Origin of the sequence: Methylocystis sp. SB2 (assembly GCF_049817085.1) — a bacterium.
In the GTDB taxonomy this organism is placed as follows: domain Bacteria; phylum Pseudomonadota; class Alphaproteobacteria; order Rhizobiales; family Beijerinckiaceae; genus Methylocystis; species Methylocystis rosea.
Map to the genome: position 1 here is coordinate 3,018,420 of NZ_CP187401.1, position 17,636 is coordinate 3,036,055.

Here is a 17,636-nt window from a genome sequence, read left to right on the forward strand (position 1 = left end):
TTCTCCGCGCGCTCCGCAGTTCGGACACGTCACCTTAAATGTGGCGGGTCCGGATATCTCCAGAGCGCCCGTGCCTGTCAGCTCGCTCAGAAAAGCAAAGCGTTGTCGGCACTGTTTGCACGCAAATCCAATATACCAGCTGCCAGGGATGAGCGCCGGCATCGCGGATACCTCAAAATCGCCGGTGAACTGAATGCCTTTTGGCATGGGGGCCTCCTGTCTTATAACTTTAGATATTCATGTAGCGCTGGTCCGCCTCCCCGACGATCTTTACGTCGTTTGCGCTTATTCCCCCGGCTGGCCCCGCGGCGTGCGCATTACAACGCCACCGCGTTCTGCAGCGTGCAAAGCGTATAATATCCGTAAAGGGGCGAGGTTAACGGCTGATCCGGCCAATAGGTTCGATGAAGGTCGGCGAGCGTCGCTCGATCGAGCACTCTTGCGCCGCAACGCGCCGCGAGTTCGGCAAGATCGTCGATCCCGTACGTCCAGGGGGCGCCCATGGCGGCGAATCTCTCGACGACGCTCGTGATTTCAGGATCGCCGGTGGCGTTGCTGATTACGTCCTCAGCCATATAGTCGAAGGACACGGAGCAGCGCTCGATATGGCGCATGAGGTCCGTCAGGATTTGGCAAACAAAAGCTTCGTTCAAATACATTGTGTTGCCTTCCCATATGACATGGGTGGGAAGCCGGAAATCACATCCGTTTTCTCGTAGGAGATCAATCATGCCATCCGTCACGTAATCCGCCCCGATATATGTCGTGTTGGGATCAACATCGCTGGCTTCGAGCTTCGCCTTCTTGAACGCCTGGGTTTCAGGAGCGTCGATTTCAAAATAGGCGACGCCTTCGGCCGCGATCCGCTGCGGCCTTGTGTCGAGACCGGCGCCCAGTATGAGGATCTGTCGGCGTCCTTGGTCGATCTGATGACGAAGCCGGTCGTCGAAGTAGCGAGTCCTCAATCGCACATTGTTCCTGATCGGCGGAAACGACTGGGAAATGCGATCCGCCGCCTCCTTCGTTTCCCGATCGAGGAACAGGTGCACGAAGGGATCACGGTAGAGCGGATGAGCTTGCGTGTTTTCGTCATTGCGGAATTCCGCCACGACAAAAGCGGTGCCAACCACTTTTTGAATTTTGGTCATGGGCTCGTCTCGATCGGACTCGGGTTCGGCGCAGCAACGCGTTGCGGCGTTCTTTGAAGGTTAATGCAATTTTCCGGGAACTCTTAGCTGCGTCTGCAGGGCGTATCAAAAGTGAGCCAGTCACTTTTGAGGATAGCGCTCCAGCAGTTGCGCAAGCGGCTCGGAACTCACCGCATTGGGCGGCGAATAGGGCTCGTCCACGGATGCGACGAGCGATATCGGGACGATCGCCGCCAAAGCGAAAATTGTCTGCGCGAGAAGCTGAGGCCTCGGGCGGTCGAGATGGACGACGGCAAGGGCGATTTGCGTGATGAAGGCGATGATGATCACCGCCGCCCATTTGCGATCGTCGGGAAAGGCCCCCGCAATCGCGAGTCGTTGTTCCCGCGCCGACCGCAAACGCATCACCGTATCGACGAGCGCGCGCTGGAAGGCCGCCTCGATTCTCGCGCTGGCGACCGCGCGCGTGAGTCTGTTCAGCGCGGCCTCGGTTTCCGGCGATTCTTTGCCGTCTTCCATGGTTTTCCATTCGAGGCCAACGGCGGTTTCCACATAGTCACGCACGGCGCGCGGAATATCGTCCGCGTGGTCTCCGTGATTGCCGGAAAGCGCTGCGAGCGTCGCCAATTGTTCGCGCTCCATGGCGATGGCGCGATAGGCGCTGCGATTGGCGTCCCAGACGTCCTGCGAGAGAAACGTCATCAGCAGGCCAAACAGGGTCGCCGGGACGGCCACGAAGGGCGGCACGACGCCTTTCCAGCTCTGTGCATAGGCGGCGAAGCGCGAGGCGAAGCTGAGCCAGCACAGGAAAAGCGCGACAGCGGCCATGGCCCCTGTGAGCATGAGCGCCATGACGAGCGTCGTCTGCGACATCCAGAGTTTTAGAATCACGTGTTCCCTCGAATCGACAGTCAATGGCGATTGAAGGGCATCATAATCGAGATTCGCCAGACGATCGTATGGGGTTCCTCTCGCGTCCAAACGCGTTACCTTCAGCAAGGCTGATCGTCGATCTGAGTTCGGTAGGCATGACAACCGAGACGGACATTTCCGCCTATGCGAGTTCGATCCTGGAGACCGTGGGCTCGCCGCTGCTGGCGCTCGATTCACAGCTCACGGTCGAGTTCGCCAATGACGCGTTCCTCAGGCAGTTTCAGGTGACCTGCGGGGAGACAGTCGGCCGGCCAATTTATGAGCTTTGCGACGGGCAGTGGGACATCCCGGAGCTGCGCCGGCTGCTAGAGCAAATTGTCGAGCGGCGGGACAGCACGATCAAGGACTACCGCGTCGAGCATGACGTCGAGCAGATCGGCCGGCGCATCCTGCGGCTCAACGCCCAGCGCATCCGAAGCCCGGATGAAAAAGAATGGATCCTGCTGGCGATTACCGATGACACCGAGCGCGAGCGGCTCCGTGATGAACTCGAGGGTCGAAAAGAATTCGCCGAGAAACTGATCGACAGCGTGCATGAAGCGCTGCTGATTCTCCACGGGGACCTCACGGTTCACTCGGCGAATCGGCCCTTCTATCAACTCTTCGGCGGCGATCCCAAGGAGACGGAAGGGCGCTCCATTTACGAGCTGGGCAATGGCCAGTGGGACACACCGGAGCTGCGACGGCTGCTTGAGGACATTCTTCCCCTCCGCCAGCGTTTCGACGACTACCGGATCGAACGCGTGTTCCAAGGGTTTGGTCCTCGGGTGATGCTGCTGAACGGGCGTCGGCTCGACCAGCTTAACCTGATCCTTCTGGCCATACGCGACACGACAGAGCAGCGGACGCGCGAGGCGAGCCGTCGGGACCGTGAGGCTCGGCAAAGCCTCCTGATCGATCTGAACGACCGTTTGCGCCCGTTGGCGGATCACATGGCCATTCAGGCTGCGGCGAGCGAGGTCCTGGGCCGTCATCTCGAGGCGAACGAGGCGGCCTATGCGGAGATCGACGAGGCCGGCGAATACGCAACTGTTCAGCACGACTGGAACGACGGCGCGGCGCCAAGCAACGCCGGGCGCCATCGTCTCGCGAGTTGGGGAGGGGCCCTGCTCGCAGACCTCAAGCGCGGCAGAACAATCGCCGTTAACGACGTCCGCAACGACCCGCGCACGGCGGCGCCTGAAACCCTCAGGTCATTCGAAAACCGCTCGGTTTCCGCTTTTCTGGCCGCGCCGCTGGTCAAGGACGACCGGCTGGTCGCGGTGGTCACCGTTCATTCGCGGCTACCGAGGACGTGGAGCGCCGCTCAGGCGGCGGTCGCAGAAGACGTCGCCGAGCGAACGTGGTCGGCGATCGAGCGGGCGCGCGCGGAAGAGGCGCTGCGCGAGAGCGAGTCGCGGTATCGCCTGCTGTTTGAATCCATTGACGAAAGCTTCACGGTGGTCGAGCCGCTCTATGACGAGGAAGGTGATGCGACCGACTACCGCTTCCTTGAAGTCAATCCGGCATTTGAGGCTATCACTGGACTGAAAAACGTTGAAGGGCGGAGCGGTCGCGAGCTTGTGCCCAGTCTGGAAAAGGACTGGATCGATACGATCGGCAGAGTCGCGGCATCCGGGAACGCCGAACGCGTCGTCCGCAGAGCGCGAACGCTCGGCAAGATCTATGACGCCTTTGTCTTCCGCATCGAGGAAGCGGAAAGACCAAGAGTCGCCGTGCTGTCGAGGGACGTGACTGAGCGCGTGCGCGCCGAGGAACAGCGCGCGCTTCTCATGCGTGAGCTCAATCACCGCTCGAAAAATATGTTGAGCATCGTGCTGGCCATCGCACGAGCGACCGCGGGCGATCCAGGACGCGACTTCGAGGAAACGTTTCAAGAGCGCATTTTGTCTCTCGCCGCGAACCAGGACTTGCTGGTCGCCAGTGATTGGCAGGGCGTCACGCTAAGCGATCTCGTGCGCTCGCAGCTCGCTCATCTGGAGGATTTGATCGACGATCGCATCACGCTAAAAGGCCCGCCGCTGACCATCTCGGCCGCGGCGTCGCAATCTTTCAGCATGGCGCTGCATGAGCTGGCGACCAACGCCGTCAAATATGGCGCGCTGTCCAACTCGGATGGCCGCGTCGACATCGAATGGGGCGTCCGCGAGCGCGATGGCGAGGGCCGGCGCTTCACGATGAGCTGGCGTGAGACGGAGGGTCCCACGGTCGTTGCGCCTGCGCGTAAGGGCTTCGGGTCCACAGTCATTCGCGATATGATAAGACTGAACCTCAGAGGGGATGCAAGGCTCCAATACGACAGCGCAGGCGTCGTCTGGGACTTCAACTGTCCGATCGAGAATGTGCTGGAGGCGACGGAAGCTTCCCGAGCCGAATAGCGACGCCGCAGCATGTGGCTGTTACGCCTTTCGCACTCTTGGGCGAGGCGCTCGTCGACGCGAACTCGCTATCGAGGCCGGCACACTTGCTGAGATCTTTGCCGCTCTATGCAGAACGCCCCGCCGTTACATCACGGTCGGGGCGTTCTTTTGCTACCGTGTCGGCGCGTCCAATGCTTGCGGCAGACGCGCTCACGCCCGCCGCCGCCCATATCTATCGACGATCGCCGTGCCCGCCGACGTTGGTCGAACCGCGCGACAGCTTCGGCCGAGGCTGACTCAGCCATCCGCCAGAGTGCGGCAATTGATCCTCGCAGAACGGACGAGTTTCGAGATTCTGGAGAAGCGATCTAATCGCGCTTCGCCTTCGCTGAAGCTTCCTGGTGGTCATTGGAAATCTCCTTCTTTAGAGACGGACCACTGAACAACCTGTTTAAGAGCGTCATCCTAACAACGAATCAAATCAAGCTCTGTTCCGATCATCTCGCGTCTTTCGTCGAAGAATTGCGCCAGGCGTTGCAAATTTGTCGCGGCGCTTTATGGCTCTCAAGCGATTTTCGGCGCAAAGCAGCTGCTCCAAAAGTCGAGCGCCGCGCTCATTGGGGACCCATGTTCAACACGCAGATCGCAACCACAATCGATCACGCAAATCGCTTATGAATGGTCGCCCATCGTCTATCGTCGGCCAGTCGTTAGCGCGGACATGCGACGCCGTCGGAGGCGCTCTTTGGACGACTTTCGGCTTATCAGGGAGGAATGATGAAAGCGCTGGTTCGATTGGGCTTCCTGATCGCTGTGATGGCCACAACATTCCTGTTGGCGGGATCATCTGATGCCGGCGCTGGAAGCGATCCGCTTCCGTCATGGAACGAAGCGCCGACGAAACATGCCATCGTCGAATTCATTCGAGCGACGACCGATCCGTCCAATACGAAATTCGTCCCGCCCGAGGAGCGCATCGCGGTCTTCGATCAGGATGGCACGCTCTGGGCGTCCCATCCAATCTATCCGCAGTTGATGTATTGTCTGGATCGCCTGCCTGCCGTCGTAAAGGCAAGACCGGCGCTTGCGAAGATCGAGCCCTTCAGGACAGCGCTCTCGCGCAACATGGAGGCGATATCAAAGCTTTCGACGAAGGACCTCATCAAGATCATGGGCGCGCCGCTGAGCGGCATGAGCGTGGAGCGGTTCAGAGCCGATGCGGAGCAATGGCTTGAGACTGCAAGACACCCGCGCTGGGGCCGCCGCTACACCGAGCTGACATATCTGCCGATGCTCGAGCTGATGAAGCATCTGCGCGCCAACGGTTATAAGACCTACATCGTCACCGGAGGCGGGCAGGATTTCGTGCGGGTCTACGCAGAGAAGACCTATGGCGTTCCGCCCGAGCAGGTTGTCGGGACTCTGGAGAGCGTAAGCTATCGTTATGACAAGCGCGGGCGTCCCGTTCTGATCGAGAGCCCTGAAACGCTGCTCAGCGACGTCGGCGCCGGCAAGCCCGAGGCCATCCATTTGATGATTGGTCGTCGGCCGCGCGCCGCGTTCGGGAACTCAACGGGCGACCGGCAGATGCTCGAATATACGACGTCGGGGGACGGCGCGCGGTTTGGCATGTTGGTTTTGCACGACGACCCCAAGCGCGAATACGCCTATGGTCCGGCGCTCGGCTTGCCTGACACCAAAATTGGGACTTTTCCTCAGTCTTTGTATGACGAGGCGCAGCGGCGAGGATGGTTCGTCATCAGCATGAAGAGCGACTGGAACCGGATATGGGCGTTCGAACAATGAAGCGAATGGGGAAACGCCCTCCAAAGCAGGCGATAGGCGGAGCGGCATGAGCGCCGGATTCTTTTGCGGACAAGAGAACCGCGTCGCTCGAGAACCGCGTCGCTCGGCGGCGGATCGCCTACCAATAGACCTGCGCGCGCGCTTCAAAGAGATCGGGATGGGCGCCGTTGAAATAAGGGCCTTGCCGCGTCGGAACGCCCGTCGTGAACAAGGCGTAATCATTGAACGGCGCAGAGGCTTGCAGCACATGAACCCAGTTGAACTGAAAGTGGAATCCATTTTCGGGGTACCAATTGAGTCCCAGAGTGACGTTTTGCTGGCGACCGCCGACAACGCCCGCGTTGCCGATATAAGACGCGGCCGCGGGATTGGGCGCGATGAGCGTCGTATAGGCGAGCATATTGTACAGGCTTGAACCGCTATAGGGTCCGCTGTTGAGATTGAGCGCGCTGTAGCGCGCGGCGAGCCCAACCGCGCCGAAGCCGCCCGCGCTCATTGGATGCTTGATCGTGATCTGATTGAAGTTCGCCCCGATTTTGTTCGTCACGTCATACGCGGCGGCGCGCTCCTCACCAGTCAGGTACCATTGTCCATAAAGATAAAAGCCGCTGAAATAATGCGAGGCGCCGCCCGGCGCGAAAGCGCCTGCCAGGCGCGCGAGCGCAATGTTGGTCGTGTTGCGATTGACTTGCTGCCCCAGATACTCGGCCTGCAGCGAGAACGGTCCATGCGCCGCGGACAACTCCACGCCGAAGGATTGAACGTTGTTGACGCAATGCGCAGCGGCGGCGGCGCCCCATCCCGGCAGAGCGACGGTTCCGCAGGAGAGATCGGGCGTGCCGAGCAGCCCTTGATTGAGGATATAGGCTTCCGAGCGAATGCGGTTGCCAATCCGCAGCACGCGATCGTCGGATAATCCCGTGGCGCTGTTTGGCTGGTGATAGCGGCCCGAGACGCCGACATGCAGCAGATCGTGTTCGGTCATGATCGGCGCGTAGGTCAATCGGCCGGTCAGATCGAAATACTGGCCGCCGCCCGTTGGCGCCCAGCCCGCCTTCGCGGGAACCCCGAACAACGGGGGCACGCCGACTGTGGGATTTGTGTTCAGATCCTCGAAGCTTGTCGTGAAGATGCCGCCTTTTGCCGTCCAGTTGTCGCCATAGGCGCCGATCGCCGCGCCGAGATGGCGGCTGGGCGCGATGGCTTCGACCGCCATGGCGCGTTCGATGAAGTCTCGGAATCGCGAAGAAGCGGTGAATTCGAGGCTGAAGGGTTCGAAATAGCTGCCGATATGGATGAAGGCTGGCTCCTTCGTGAAGGGCAGCGCGAGAAGGGGATGTTGTACGCCAAGATAGAAGTCGCGAATGCCGCCTTGCACGGGCGCATTGAATGGCGTGCCATATTGCGAGCCGGCGAAATCATATTGCAGTTTGTAGAACCAATATTTGGCAGCCTTCCCCTCGACTTCGAGACGCACCTGGCGAACGCCGGCTTGGCCTGACCAGCCGTTGAGCGGCTGCGCCGCGCCGCCGCCGTCGAACTGCATGCGTCCGCCGATCTTGAAGTTATATGCCTTGTCCGCGCTCTCGACGAAAAGGCCGTTCTTGAATGAGACGAAAACCGGCGGCATAAGCGGCGTGGCGGTCTGCGCCGCCTCGGCCTTCGCGGCGCTTCGTTGAGCGGACTGGGAAGCCTGCTGGGCGTCCTCTTTGGCCTGACGAGCCTCTCGCCGCAGTTTTGCGATCTCCGCCTCCAGCGCTCGCAGCCTCGCCTCAATCACGTCGCTTGAGGCGGCATGCGCCGTCGTTGTCGAGAGAACCACGACAAGTCCGCTTGCCGCGACATGCTTCCAGCCTGGGAGATTCATGACTAGCCTCGCTTGCGTCTTCATTCGCGTGAGCGGCGAGCGCTTTGCCGCGAATCAAGACAGCAAGTTCATCGCGTTGAACGCCGCGACTCGCATATGCGAAGCGCTAAGCACGCTTCCGTTCTAGCCAAGTTTTCGTACGTAGGTTTTTCCCGAGTTTTTCTCTTTGCGAGGAAATATTGCTCGCGCATTTCGAGAATCGGCCGAGTGACAGCACGTCACCACATTCGAGGGGCAAGGAGGCCTCGGCCGAGTCGTCAGCTCATCGTTTCAACGAAGGCGATCAGCCCTTTGAGCAGCGTCGTCGGATCAGGCGGACAGCCGCGAATGTGAAGATCGACGGGAATGACTTTCGCGACGGCGCCCACGCATGCGTAGCTTTCGCAATAAACGCCGCCGTCAAAAGCGCAGTCGCCGACGGCGATCACCCATTTTGGATCCGGCGTCGCCACATAGGTTCGCTCAAGCGCTTCGCGCATGTTTTTCGTCACCGGACCGGTGACAAGCAAGACGTCGGCATGGCGCGGCGACGCGACAAAACGCAGGCCGAATCTTTCGAGATCGTAATACGCGTTGTTGAGCGCGTGGATCTCCAGTTCGCAGCCATTACAGGAGCCCGCGTCGACTTCGCGGATCGACAGACTGCGGCCAAGTTTCTGGCGCGCGGCGCGTCCCAGCGTGTAGCCAAGTTCCGCGACCGACGTCGGATTCGGAATGGGGGCCTGTTCGGTCAGAGCGCGGCGGAGCAAGCCCTGAAGCAAGAATTTCTGCATCGCGCGCGTGTCCTAAAGATCATGCCCCGAGTAGGAACAGTTGAAGGATTTGTTGCAGAGGGGGAAGTCGGCGACGATGTTGTCCTTGATGGCCGCTTCGAGCAGCGGCCACTGGAACCAGGACGGATCGCGCAAATGACAGCGCTGCACCACGCCGTCAGCGCGCATGCGCAGCCAGACGAATATATCGCCGCGGAAGCCTTCGACGAGCGCGGCGCCTTCGCGCGTCCAGTCTTCCGGCAGCGCCCAGGCGGCGATGATCGGCCCCTCCGGCATTTCGTCGAGAATCTGTCTGACGATTTTGAGGGAGGCTTTGATTTCGTCGAACCGGACCCAGACGCGCGCATCGACGTCGCCTTCCTTCGAGGCGCCGATCTCGAACGTCAGCTGCGGGTAGGGGGCGTAACCGATCGCCTTGCGTGCGTCGAACTCCCGGCCCGAGGCGCGTCCAACATAGCCGCCGCATGCATATTGCTTGGCAAGCTCTTCGCTGACGAAGCCTGTTCCGACGGTCCGATCCTGCAGCGACGTCGTGTCGCCGAAGAGCGCGATGAACCGGGGAGTCATCAGCTCGATCCACTCGATCAGCTTGAAGAGCGCCGTGACGTTCTCTCGCTCCAGATCGACGACGACGCCTCCCGGCGCGATGCGATCCATCATCAGGCGGTGTCCGAAGCAATTTGCCGCTTCTCTCAAGATGCGTTCGCGGACGATGCCGCATTGCGCATGCATCAATGCGAAGGCCGCGTCGTTACAGATGGCGCCGATATCGCCGAAATGATTGGCGAGGCGTTCCAGTTCGGCCATCAACGCGCGCAGATATGTCGCGCGCGGCGGAACATTGACGTCGAACGCCGCCTCGACCGCCTGCGAAAAGGCGAGGCTATAGGCGACAGTGCTGTCGCCGGACACGCGCGCCGCGAGACGCGCGGCGCGCTCGATCGAGGCGCCGGCCATCAGTTGATCGACGCCCTTGTGCACAAAGCCAAACCGCTCCTCAAGCCGCACGACGGTTTCGCCATTGGCCGAGAAACGAAAGTGACCCGGCTCGATAATGCCGGCGTGCACGGGTCCGACCGGTATCTGGTGGAGCGGTTCGCCTTCTGCGGGAAGGAACGTGTAGCTGTCACTGGCGGAGTCGATCTTTTCGGGGTCGTTGCAGGGATGACGCACGCCCCAGCGGCCATGATCGAGCCAGGGCCGCTCATCGGGCGGGTTTTCGGCCCGCAGCCCATAAAGATCGCGGATCGCGCGCTCGAGCCTCGACGCCGGCGGATGCAATCGCCCGACGGATGGAAAGGAGCCTTCAGGGCACTCCAATGTGATGATGCGCAGGCGCGGCTCCCGCTCTTCGAGCACCGCCATGTGAAGGCTCGCAGGTTCGCCCCACAGGCTGAGGAGTTCGCGCTCGCCTCTCGCAAGACTTTCGGCGAAAGCGAGCCAACCAGCTCTGTCGACGATCTCACGCGGCCAGGGCAGGCACGTCGGCGGCGACGGCTGGGCCTCTATCTGTTTGCTGGCGAAGTTCATCTTTTCATCCTTTGAACTCAACCCAAGAGCCGCGCGACGTTCTGGAACCAGGTCACGACGTGAGAGGGAAGGTAGATTCCCGCCAGCAGCACAAGCGAGAGATGCGCGTAGACAGGCCACATCGAAGCCTTCACCTCGCCTTGGTCGCGGCTCGGCTCGCCGAACGCCATTCCGGTGAGTCGCAACAGCAAAGCGCCAAAGGCCAGCAGGAGGCCGAAGACCAGTGGAATAGCGAGGAGGGGCTGGCGTGCGAAGGTCGAACTCACGACGAGAAATTCGCTCATGAAGATGCCGAGCGGCGGCAGACCGATGATTGCGACGACGCCAGCGACGAGGGACCAGCCGAGCGCCGGTTGGCTCTGCGTCAGCCCTCGGATGTCGGCGATTCTCTGCGTGCCCTTGACCTGCGCGATGTGACCGACCGAGAAGAAGATCGCGGACTTCGTCAGGCTGTGCATCGTCATGTGCAGCAGACCGGCGAAGTTGGCGAGCGGTCCGCCCATGCCAAAGGCGAAGGCGATAATGCCCATGTGCTCGATGGAGGAGTAGGCGAACAGCCGCTTGATGTCGCCGCGGCGGTAAAGCATGAAGGCCGCCATGATGAGCGATGCAAGGCCGAGCGTGATCATCAGCGGGCCTGGCGTAATCGCCGCCGCATTCGCCGTCAGCAGCATCTTGAACCGCAGCACCGCATAAAGCGCGACATTCAGAAGGAGGCCGGATAAGACCGCCGAGATCGGCGTCGGGCCTTCCGCATGCGCATCCGGAAGCCAGGCGTGCATCGGCGCCAACCCAACCTTGGTGCCGTAGCCGAGCATCAGAAACACGAAGGCGACGTTGAGCATCCGGGGATTGAACTGCGGCGCTTGCTGCATCAGCGTCGTCCAGACCATGGCGTCGTACCCCTGTCCCAGAACCGGCTCGGCCGCCATGTAAATGAGGATTGTGCCAAAGAGCGCCAGCGCGATCCCGACGCTGCCGAGAATAAAATATTTCCAAGCGGCCTCGAGCGCGTGTGGCGTGCGGTACATGCCGACCATCAACACGGTTGTCAGGGTCGCGACTTCGACCGCGACCCACATGAGGCCGATGTTGCTGGCGAGCAGCGCCAGATTCATCGCGCACATCAGCGACTGATACATCGCGTGATAGAAGCGGACGTTTCTCGTGGTCAGCCGGCCAGTTTCAATCTCATGGTCGATATAGCTCGCGCTATAGACGCTCGTGGTGAAGCCGATGAAGGTCGAGAGCACAATAAAGACGATGTTGAGGTCGTCGACGAAGAGATAGCCGCCGCGTTCGGGTTCGACGACGAGAAGCACAAGCGCGAAGAGAAACGTCGCGCCGGAGGCGCAGAGGTTGATAATCGCTGAGCGTCGGTAGGCCGGTTCGAGCGCGACGGCGATGGCCGCGGCGGCGGGAATGCCCACTAACGCGTTCGAGACCATGAAGAGATCGGAACTCATGAACGTCCTCCGCGTACGCGATCGAGTTCAGAAAGGTCGACGTTGTCGAATCGCTCGCGGATGCGAAACAGGAAGATGCCGATCACGATGAAGGCGATGAGAATGGAAAAGGCGACGCTGATCTCAACGACGAGCGGCATGCCGTTCGCCCCTGCCGCCGCCAGCACCAGACCATTTTCCAGCGACATGAAACCGATGATCTGGCTCACGACGTTGCGTCGCGTCACCATCATCAACAGCCCCAGCAGCACGATCGCCAAGGCGAATGCGATGTCCTCGCGCGACAGCGGATCAGCGGAGGCGGTCGCCGGCAGCATGACGACGAGCGACAGCGCCACGAGAAATATGCCGATGAGCATGGTTATGCCGACGCCGCCAACGACCTCCACGGTGCGGTGGATGCGCAAGCGCTTGATGATGCCGCGGAGGCTGAACGGAATGATCAGCGCCTTGAAGATCGCCGCGATGGCGGCCGTGAGATAGAGATGATGTGCATCCTGGTAATAGGCCTGCCAGGCGACCGACAGAGACAGAATGACGGCGTGGAGCGTGTAGATATTGATCAGTCCCGACAGTCTGTCCTGATACAGCAGCATGAAGCTCGTCAGCAGGAGCGCGCCCGCCAGCACATGGGCGATGTCGATTGTCAGAAGCTCCATCAGAGGCTCCGTGTCACGAAAACGAGCAGCGTCGCGAGGAGGCCGAGCATCAGCCCGGCGCCGAGAAAGTCCGGCACGCGGAAGATGCGCATCTTGGCCGTGGATGTCTCAAACAGCGCGAGCGCGCCGCCGCCGATCGCCAGCTTGAGGACGTAAGCGCCAAGGCCGATCATCATCGCCTCCGCGCCCGCATCATGCGACGCGAGTCCAACCGGGAAAAAGACGCAGGCGATGAGCGAGAGATAAAGGAGCAGTTTGAGCGCCGAGGCGAGTTCAATGAGCGCGAGATAGCGCCCGGAATATTCGAGAACCATCGCCTCATGCACCATCGTCAGCTCGAGATGCGTCGCCGGATTGTCGACGGGAATCCGTCCATTCTCTGCGATGGCGACGATGAGGAGCGCGACGAGCGCCATGCCGACGGAGGCGCGTAATTCCATATTCGCGACCATGTAAGCCGCAATTTCAGAGAGCTGCGTCGTTCCGGCGACGAAGGAGACGGTGAAGACGATCATCATCATCGCCGGCTCCGCGAGCGAGCCGAACATCGCCTCGCGGCTGGAGCCGATGCCGCCAAAACTCGTTCCAATGTCCATGCCGGCGAGAGCAAGGAAGAAGCGGGCGCTGCCGAGCAGGGCGATGATGGCGATGAGATCGGCCGACCAGCTGAACGTCAGTCCCGTGGCGAATGTCGGCACGAGCGATGCGGCGACCCAGATCATCGCAAAGATCAGATACGGCGCCGCGCGATACAGCCACGACGCGTTGTCTGCGAGGACGACCTCCTTGCGCAGCAGCCGAATGAGATCGAGCCAGGGTTGAATGATCGGCGGCCCTCTGCGGCGCAAGAGACGCGCCTTCATCTTTCGAACAAAGCCGATGAGCAGCGGCGCCAGCGCAAGCACCAAAAGCATTTGTAGGCTCTGGGCCATAAGGTTGAAAAGAAGCGTCATATCGCCACCAGGACCAGGAGGAAGACGAGCGCCGCGAAAACCAGCGCGAGATATTCCTGGATCGTCAGGAGACTGAGGATGTTCAGCCCGGTGGCGCAGGACTCAACCGCCCGCGTGAGGGGCGCATAGAGATAGTCGAAGATTCGATCCTTGATGTCGACGCTCAGGCGCGCGGTCCGCGTATCGCCAGGCGCGGGCATGTCGAGGCGCTCCCGCACCGAAAAGGCGATGACGCCAAGGGTGCGCCGGATCGGCTGCGCGAAGCTGCTGCCTGTGTATTGCGTCATGGGACTGGTTTCGATGTAGCCGCAGTCCCAGGCCGGCGCGCGCCGCGACCGCGCCGTGCCGAATTTGTGGATGACCCATCTCGCCGAATAGGCGGAGAAGAGAATGAACACGAAGACCAGGAGCCCATTGTAGGAGCTGCGGCTTTCGGCGACGGGCGCGATCGAGAGCCAGGAGAGTTCAGCCTGGGTCGGCATGCGGCCGCCGACAAAATCTTTCGCCACGGGTGAGATCGTGTCGATGAGGAGGCTCGGCAGCAGACCGGCGATGAGGCAGAGCGTCAGCAAAACCGCCATGGTCCCGAGCGACCAGCGATCTGGATCATGCGCCTTGCGCGCCGCTTCGCTGCGGGGGCGTCCCAGAAAGGCGACGCCATAGGCGCGTATGTAACAGCCGGCGCCGAGCGCCGCGCTCAGCGCCAGCGCTACGCCGACCGCCGGAACGAGGAGCTTCACGGTCCATTGCGGCAGCGACGGGCTCAGCAGGATCGCCTGAAATACCAGCCATTCCGAGACGAAGCCGTTCAGCGGCGGCAGGGCGGCGATGGCGACGCAGCCGCCGAGAAAAAGGAACGCCGTTTTCGGCATGGAGCGAATGAGCCCGCCGAGGCGCTCGATGCTTCTTTCGCCGCTCGCGTTCAGCACCGCGCCGGCACCAAAGAACAGCAGGCTCTTGAACAGCGAATGATTGAAAACGTGAAAGAGCGCGGCCGTGAAGGCGAGGGCGGCCGGCAGCGCCATGCCATTGGCCTTGAACGCCAAGGCAAGCCCGAGCGCGATGAAAATGACGCCAATGTTTTCGATGGTGCTGTAGGCGAGCAGCTTCTTCAGATCGCTCTGTATCGTCGCGAAGAGAACGCCGATGAGCGCGCTCGCTGCGCCAAAGGTCATCGGCTCGACCGACCACCAGAAGGCCGGCGGCCCGAGCAAATCGAACACGACGCGAATGAAGCCGTAGACGGCGACCTTCGTCATAACGCCGCTCATCAGGGCCGAGACATGGCTCGGCGCCGCCGGATGGGCGAGCGGCAGCCAGATATGCAAGGGCGCGAGTCCGGCTTTGGACCCCATCCCGACAATGGCGAGGGCCAGGACGAGGCCCGAGGTCCAGCCCGCCTTAGTCGACTCGCGAATCGAGGCGAAGTCATAAGCGCCGCCGACGCCTCCGAGAACGCCAAACGCCATCAACAGCGCAAAACCGCCGAAGCTCGCCATCAACAAATAGACGAAGCCGGCGTGCCTGTTCTCCTCCTCATGATGATGCGTCAGCACGAGAGCCCATGACGCAAGCGACATGAACTCCCAAGCGACGAGAAAGGTGAAGGCGTCGTCGGCCAGCACGACGAGGTTCATGCCAGCCAGAAAAGCCGGATAGAACGGCAGCACGCGCATCGGCTCGTTCTCATGCGCGCCATAGCCGATCGCATAGGCGCTCGCCGCCGCGCCGCCCAGATTGACGACGGCGAGGAAAAAGGCGGTCAGGACGTCGATGCGAACATGCATGCCGATCCACGGCAGTCCGAGCGGCAAAGTCGTGGAAACGACATGAGCGCCCCTTGGCATGACCGCTGCGAGAAAGATGACGCCGCAGAGGCCGATGCAAAGGCGGTAGACGTTACGGCTAACGTCATGGTTCCGCCTGTCAATGATGGCGTAGGCGCTGACGGCGAGCAGGGCGCTGACAGAGGTCAGCGCCAGGTAGAGCGGCATACGTGTCACCTTCGAATCGACGCGACGGTCGTCGGTCGCGCGTTGCGTGAACTTTACGGACTAGACGCTGCGCTTGCGCGGGGCGAGGGGATGCTTTGACGTCGCGACGTGATGATCCAGTCCGCAAATCTCTGCGTGGCCGCCGTTTGCTTCATAGTCCTCGCAAAAGTGATGGAGGTTCTCCATCACCGTATGATCGACGCACCAGGACTCCGAGAGGTCGAAGATCACCGTCTTGCCCTTTGGGAGCTTCGCGAGATCGCCCTTGAGCGCGAGGTAATTGGCGAAAAACGCGGCGCCGCCGATCTTGACCTGATAGACGCCGGGTTCGGTCTCCACGACGTCGCGACGCAACTTGAAGACCTGCGCCCAATTGACGCTGCGCCAGAAGTGGAACAGGAACTCGGCGGCGATGCCGATGGCGACGCCGATCAAGAGATCGGTCGCCAGGACGCCGATGATGGTGATCACGAAAACGGTGAGCTGGTCCCAGCCGATCGCCAGCGTCTTCTTGAACTCGAGCGGCGACGCAAGTCGGTAGCCGGTGAACACCAGCAGCGCCGCGAGCGAGGCAAGCGGGATCTCATGAATGACCCTCGGGAAAAGCGCGACGAAGATCAGCAGGAACAACCCGTGGAAGAAATTCGCCCACCCCGTGCGCGCGCCGTTATTCACATTGGCGGAGCTGCGCACGATTTCTGCGATCATCGGCAGACCGCCAATAAGGCCGCAGATGATGTTGCCGAAGCCGACGGCCGCGACGTCGCGGTTGAGATCTGAGGTGCGCTTATAGGGATCGAGCTTATCGACCGCCGCCGCGCTGAGCAGGCTCTCCAGGCTGCCAACAAGACAGATGGCGAAGACCTGCTGCCAGAACATGCTGGAGCCGATCAGCGAGAAATCCGGGAAGGCGAAGCCGGACAGGAAGTTCTGCGGAATCGAGACCAGAAATTTCGGGCCGATCGTGAATTCGTGATGCGGCAGAAACGGCGTGTCGGGCAGGAAGAGATAGATGTGTTCATCGTCGAGATCGTAATATTGCGCGAGCGCCATGCCGATGATGACGACGACGAGCGGCGCCGGGATCATTTTTAGTCGGCGACTCTTCACCAGCGACCAGGCGATCAGGATCAAAAGCCCAATGCCGCCGATCATGGCGACTTCGGGATTCATGTCGCGAAGGCTGGCGGGGATCGCGCCGATCGTCTCAAACAGCGTCTGCGCATCCGGCTTCACGCCGAGCATGACGTGAATCTGCTTGGCCATAATGATGATGCCGATCGCCGCCAACATGCCATGCACGGCCGAGGACGGAAAAAAGGCGCTCATCTTGCCGGCTTTCATGATGCCCATCAGCATCTGAATGACGCTGGCGCAGACGATCGCCGCCAAGGTGTAGTGATAGCCGGCTTTGGCGTCGCCGCCGCCGAGCGCCTGCACAGAATCCAGAATGACCACGATGAGGCCCGCCGCCGGGCCGGTGATGGTGATGAAGGAGCCATTGATTCGTGACACCAGCAGTCCGCCGACGACGGCGGTGATGATGCCCGCCTGCGGCGGAAAGCCCGACGCCATCGAAATGCCAAGGCAGAGCGGCAGCGCGATAAGAAAGACCAGAAAGCCGGACAGAACGTCCGCGCGCCAATTTTGAGCCAATCCGGCGAGGCCGGTCTTCGGCGTGAACCTTGGTGGAAGCGTCCCTCGTGAGTGATTGTCGTCCACGGCGATGTGACTGGTTCCTGTCGCGCCGACGAAATCTGCGTCTGATCCGCCTAAGCCCAGCCATCCGTCCTGCGCCGACAATCCGGCGCGCTGAGAGGCGTTCGCGTCTGCCGGGTTCGCTTCGAGGTCGTGCGTGACAGCCTGAGCCTTACTTTTCATATGTTGTCCTTGCCATCGCGCCAGTCGAAACCTTGGCGCTAACCGGGTAGCTCGGCCGCAACATAGGATAGGCCAGTGGCTGTGGTGTTTCTCCAGTTTTTCAGACCACAGAGATTGTTTCTGATTCTTTTCCCAAATCCGACGAGATCCGACAAGAGCTACTGAAGCGTCGCCGGACGGCGTCCTTTTTTTGATGGAAACACTCTAGAAACACTGCATTATTAGGTTCCGCATAGTTCCAGTGAGCTCCAACGAAAGCGATTGCG

Annotated in this window: 12 protein-coding genes; 2 read left to right on the forward strand and 10 right to left on the reverse strand. The window is 61.0% G+C overall.

The features are described from left to right. Positions 1 to 317 precede the first annotated feature (317 nt). Positions 318 to 1,148, reverse strand: a complete 831-nt coding sequence (locus tag ACPS74_RS14715; RefSeq protein WP_029648729.1) for a class I SAM-dependent methyltransferase — start codon at positions 1,146 to 1,148, stop codon at positions 318 to 320. Between the two features lie 120 nt (positions 1,149 to 1,268). Beyond that, entirely contained in the window at positions 1,269 to 2,039 is a 771-nt protein-coding gene (locus tag ACPS74_RS14720; protein WP_239754902.1) for a DUF4239 domain-containing protein, read from the reverse strand. A gap of 137 nt (positions 2,040 to 2,176) precedes the next feature. Here ACPS74_RS14720 and ACPS74_RS14725 point away from each other — a divergent pair, with 137 nt between their 5' ends. Both ACPS74_RS14725 and ACPS74_RS14730 read left to right on the forward strand, forming a co-directional pair. Beyond that, positions 2,177 to 4,459 (forward strand): HWE histidine kinase domain-containing protein, encoded by a 2,283-nt coding sequence (locus tag ACPS74_RS14725; RefSeq protein WP_036241387.1) that lies wholly within the window; start codon positions 2,177 to 2,179, stop codon positions 4,457 to 4,459. 756 nt (positions 4,460 to 5,215) lie between these two features. Beyond that, positions 5,216 to 6,247 (forward strand): HAD family hydrolase, encoded by a 1,032-nt coding sequence (locus tag ACPS74_RS14730; protein WP_083481304.1) that lies wholly within the window; start codon positions 5,216 to 5,218, stop codon positions 6,245 to 6,247. 118 nt (positions 6,248 to 6,365) lie between these two features. Here the strand turns inward: ACPS74_RS14730 and ACPS74_RS14735 are convergent, their stop codons facing one another. The 8 genes from ACPS74_RS14735 to ACPS74_RS14770 form a co-directional block, all read right to left on the reverse strand. Further along, positions 6,366 to 8,114: a porin gene (locus tag ACPS74_RS14735; RefSeq protein WP_029648724.1), complete on the reverse strand. Its 1,749-nt coding sequence runs from the start codon at positions 8,112 to 8,114 to the stop codon at positions 6,366 to 6,368. A 257-nt stretch (positions 8,115 to 8,371) separates the two neighbouring features. Then, positions 8,372 to 8,887, reverse strand: coding sequence for an NADH-quinone oxidoreductase subunit B family protein (locus tag ACPS74_RS14740; RefSeq protein WP_029648723.1), 516 nt, complete (start codon positions 8,885 to 8,887; stop codon positions 8,372 to 8,374). Positions 8,888 to 8,899: 12 nt separating this feature from the next. Further along, complete coding sequence (locus ACPS74_RS14745) at positions 8,900 to 10,417, reverse strand: NADH-quinone oxidoreductase subunit C (protein WP_239754900.1); 1,518 nt, start codon at positions 10,415 to 10,417, stop codon at positions 8,900 to 8,902. Between the two features lie 17 nt (positions 10,418 to 10,434). After that, positions 10,435 to 11,883 (reverse strand): hydrogenase 4 subunit F, encoded by a 1,449-nt coding sequence (locus ACPS74_RS14750; RefSeq protein ID WP_029648721.1) that lies wholly within the window; start codon positions 11,881 to 11,883, stop codon positions 10,435 to 10,437. After that, complete coding sequence (locus ACPS74_RS14755) at positions 11,880 to 12,542, reverse strand: hydrogenase-4 component E (protein WP_029648720.1); 663 nt, start codon at positions 12,540 to 12,542, stop codon at positions 11,880 to 11,882. The genes ACPS74_RS14750 and ACPS74_RS14755 overlap by 4 nt, the downstream gene beginning before the upstream one ends. After that, on the reverse strand, positions 12,542 to 13,495 hold the full coding sequence (locus tag ACPS74_RS14760) for a respiratory chain complex I subunit 1 family protein (RefSeq protein ID WP_029648719.1): 954 nt from the start codon (positions 13,493 to 13,495) through the stop codon (positions 12,542 to 12,544). Before ACPS74_RS14760 ends, ACPS74_RS14755 begins: the two co-directional genes overlap by 1 nt. Beyond that, positions 13,492 to 15,489 (reverse strand): hydrogenase 4 subunit B, encoded by a 1,998-nt coding sequence (gene hyfB, locus ACPS74_RS14765; protein ID WP_029648718.1) that lies wholly within the window; start codon positions 15,487 to 15,489, stop codon positions 13,492 to 13,494. Before hyfB ends, ACPS74_RS14760 begins: the two co-directional genes overlap by 4 nt. A 60-nt stretch (positions 15,490 to 15,549) precedes the next feature. Beyond that, entirely contained in the window at positions 15,550 to 17,370 is a 1,821-nt protein-coding gene (locus ACPS74_RS14770) for a SulP family inorganic anion transporter (RefSeq protein WP_029648717.1), read from the reverse strand. Positions 17,371 to 17,636: the final 266 nt, after the last annotated feature.

Bases quoted from the DNA above. Each gene is read 5' to 3' on its own strand.
- ACPS74_RS14740 (WP_029648723.1), bottom strand. From the start codon at position 8,887: ATGCAGAAATTCTTGCTTCAGGGCTTGCTCCGCCGCGCTCTGACCGAA.
- ACPS74_RS14735 (WP_029648724.1), bottom strand. From the start codon at position 8,114: ATGAATCTCCCAGGCTGGAAGCATGTCGCGGCAAGCGGACTTGTCGTG.
- ACPS74_RS14760 (WP_029648719.1), bottom strand. From the start codon at position 13,495: ATGACGCTTCTTTTCAACCTTATGGCCCAGAGCCTACAAATGCTTTTG.
- ACPS74_RS14745 (WP_239754900.1), bottom strand. From the start codon at position 10,417: ATGAACTTCGCCAGCAAACAGATAGAGGCCCAGCCGTCGCCGCCGACG.
- ACPS74_RS14755 (WP_029648720.1), bottom strand. From the start codon at position 12,542: ATGGAGCTTCTGACAATCGACATCGCCCATGTGCTGGCGGGCGCGCTC.
- ACPS74_RS14730 (WP_083481304.1), top strand. From the start codon at position 5,216: ATGATGAAAGCGCTGGTTCGATTGGGCTTCCTGATCGCTGTGATGGCC.
- ACPS74_RS14725 (WP_036241387.1), top strand. From the start codon at position 2,177: ATGACAACCGAGACGGACATTTCCGCCTATGCGAGTTCGATCCTGGAG.
- ACPS74_RS14750 (WP_029648721.1), bottom strand. From the start codon at position 11,883: ATGAGTTCCGATCTCTTCATGGTCTCGAACGCGTTAGTGGGCATTCCC.
- hyfB (WP_029648718.1), bottom strand. From the start codon at position 15,489: ATGCCGCTCTACCTGGCGCTGACCTCTGTCAGCGCCCTGCTCGCCGTC.
- ACPS74_RS14770 (WP_029648717.1), bottom strand. From the start codon at position 17,370: ATGAAAAGTAAGGCTCAGGCTGTCACGCACGACCTCGAAGCGAACCCG.
- ACPS74_RS14715 (WP_029648729.1), bottom strand. From the start codon at position 1,148: ATGACCAAAATTCAAAAAGTGGTTGGCACCGCTTTTGTCGTGGCGGAA.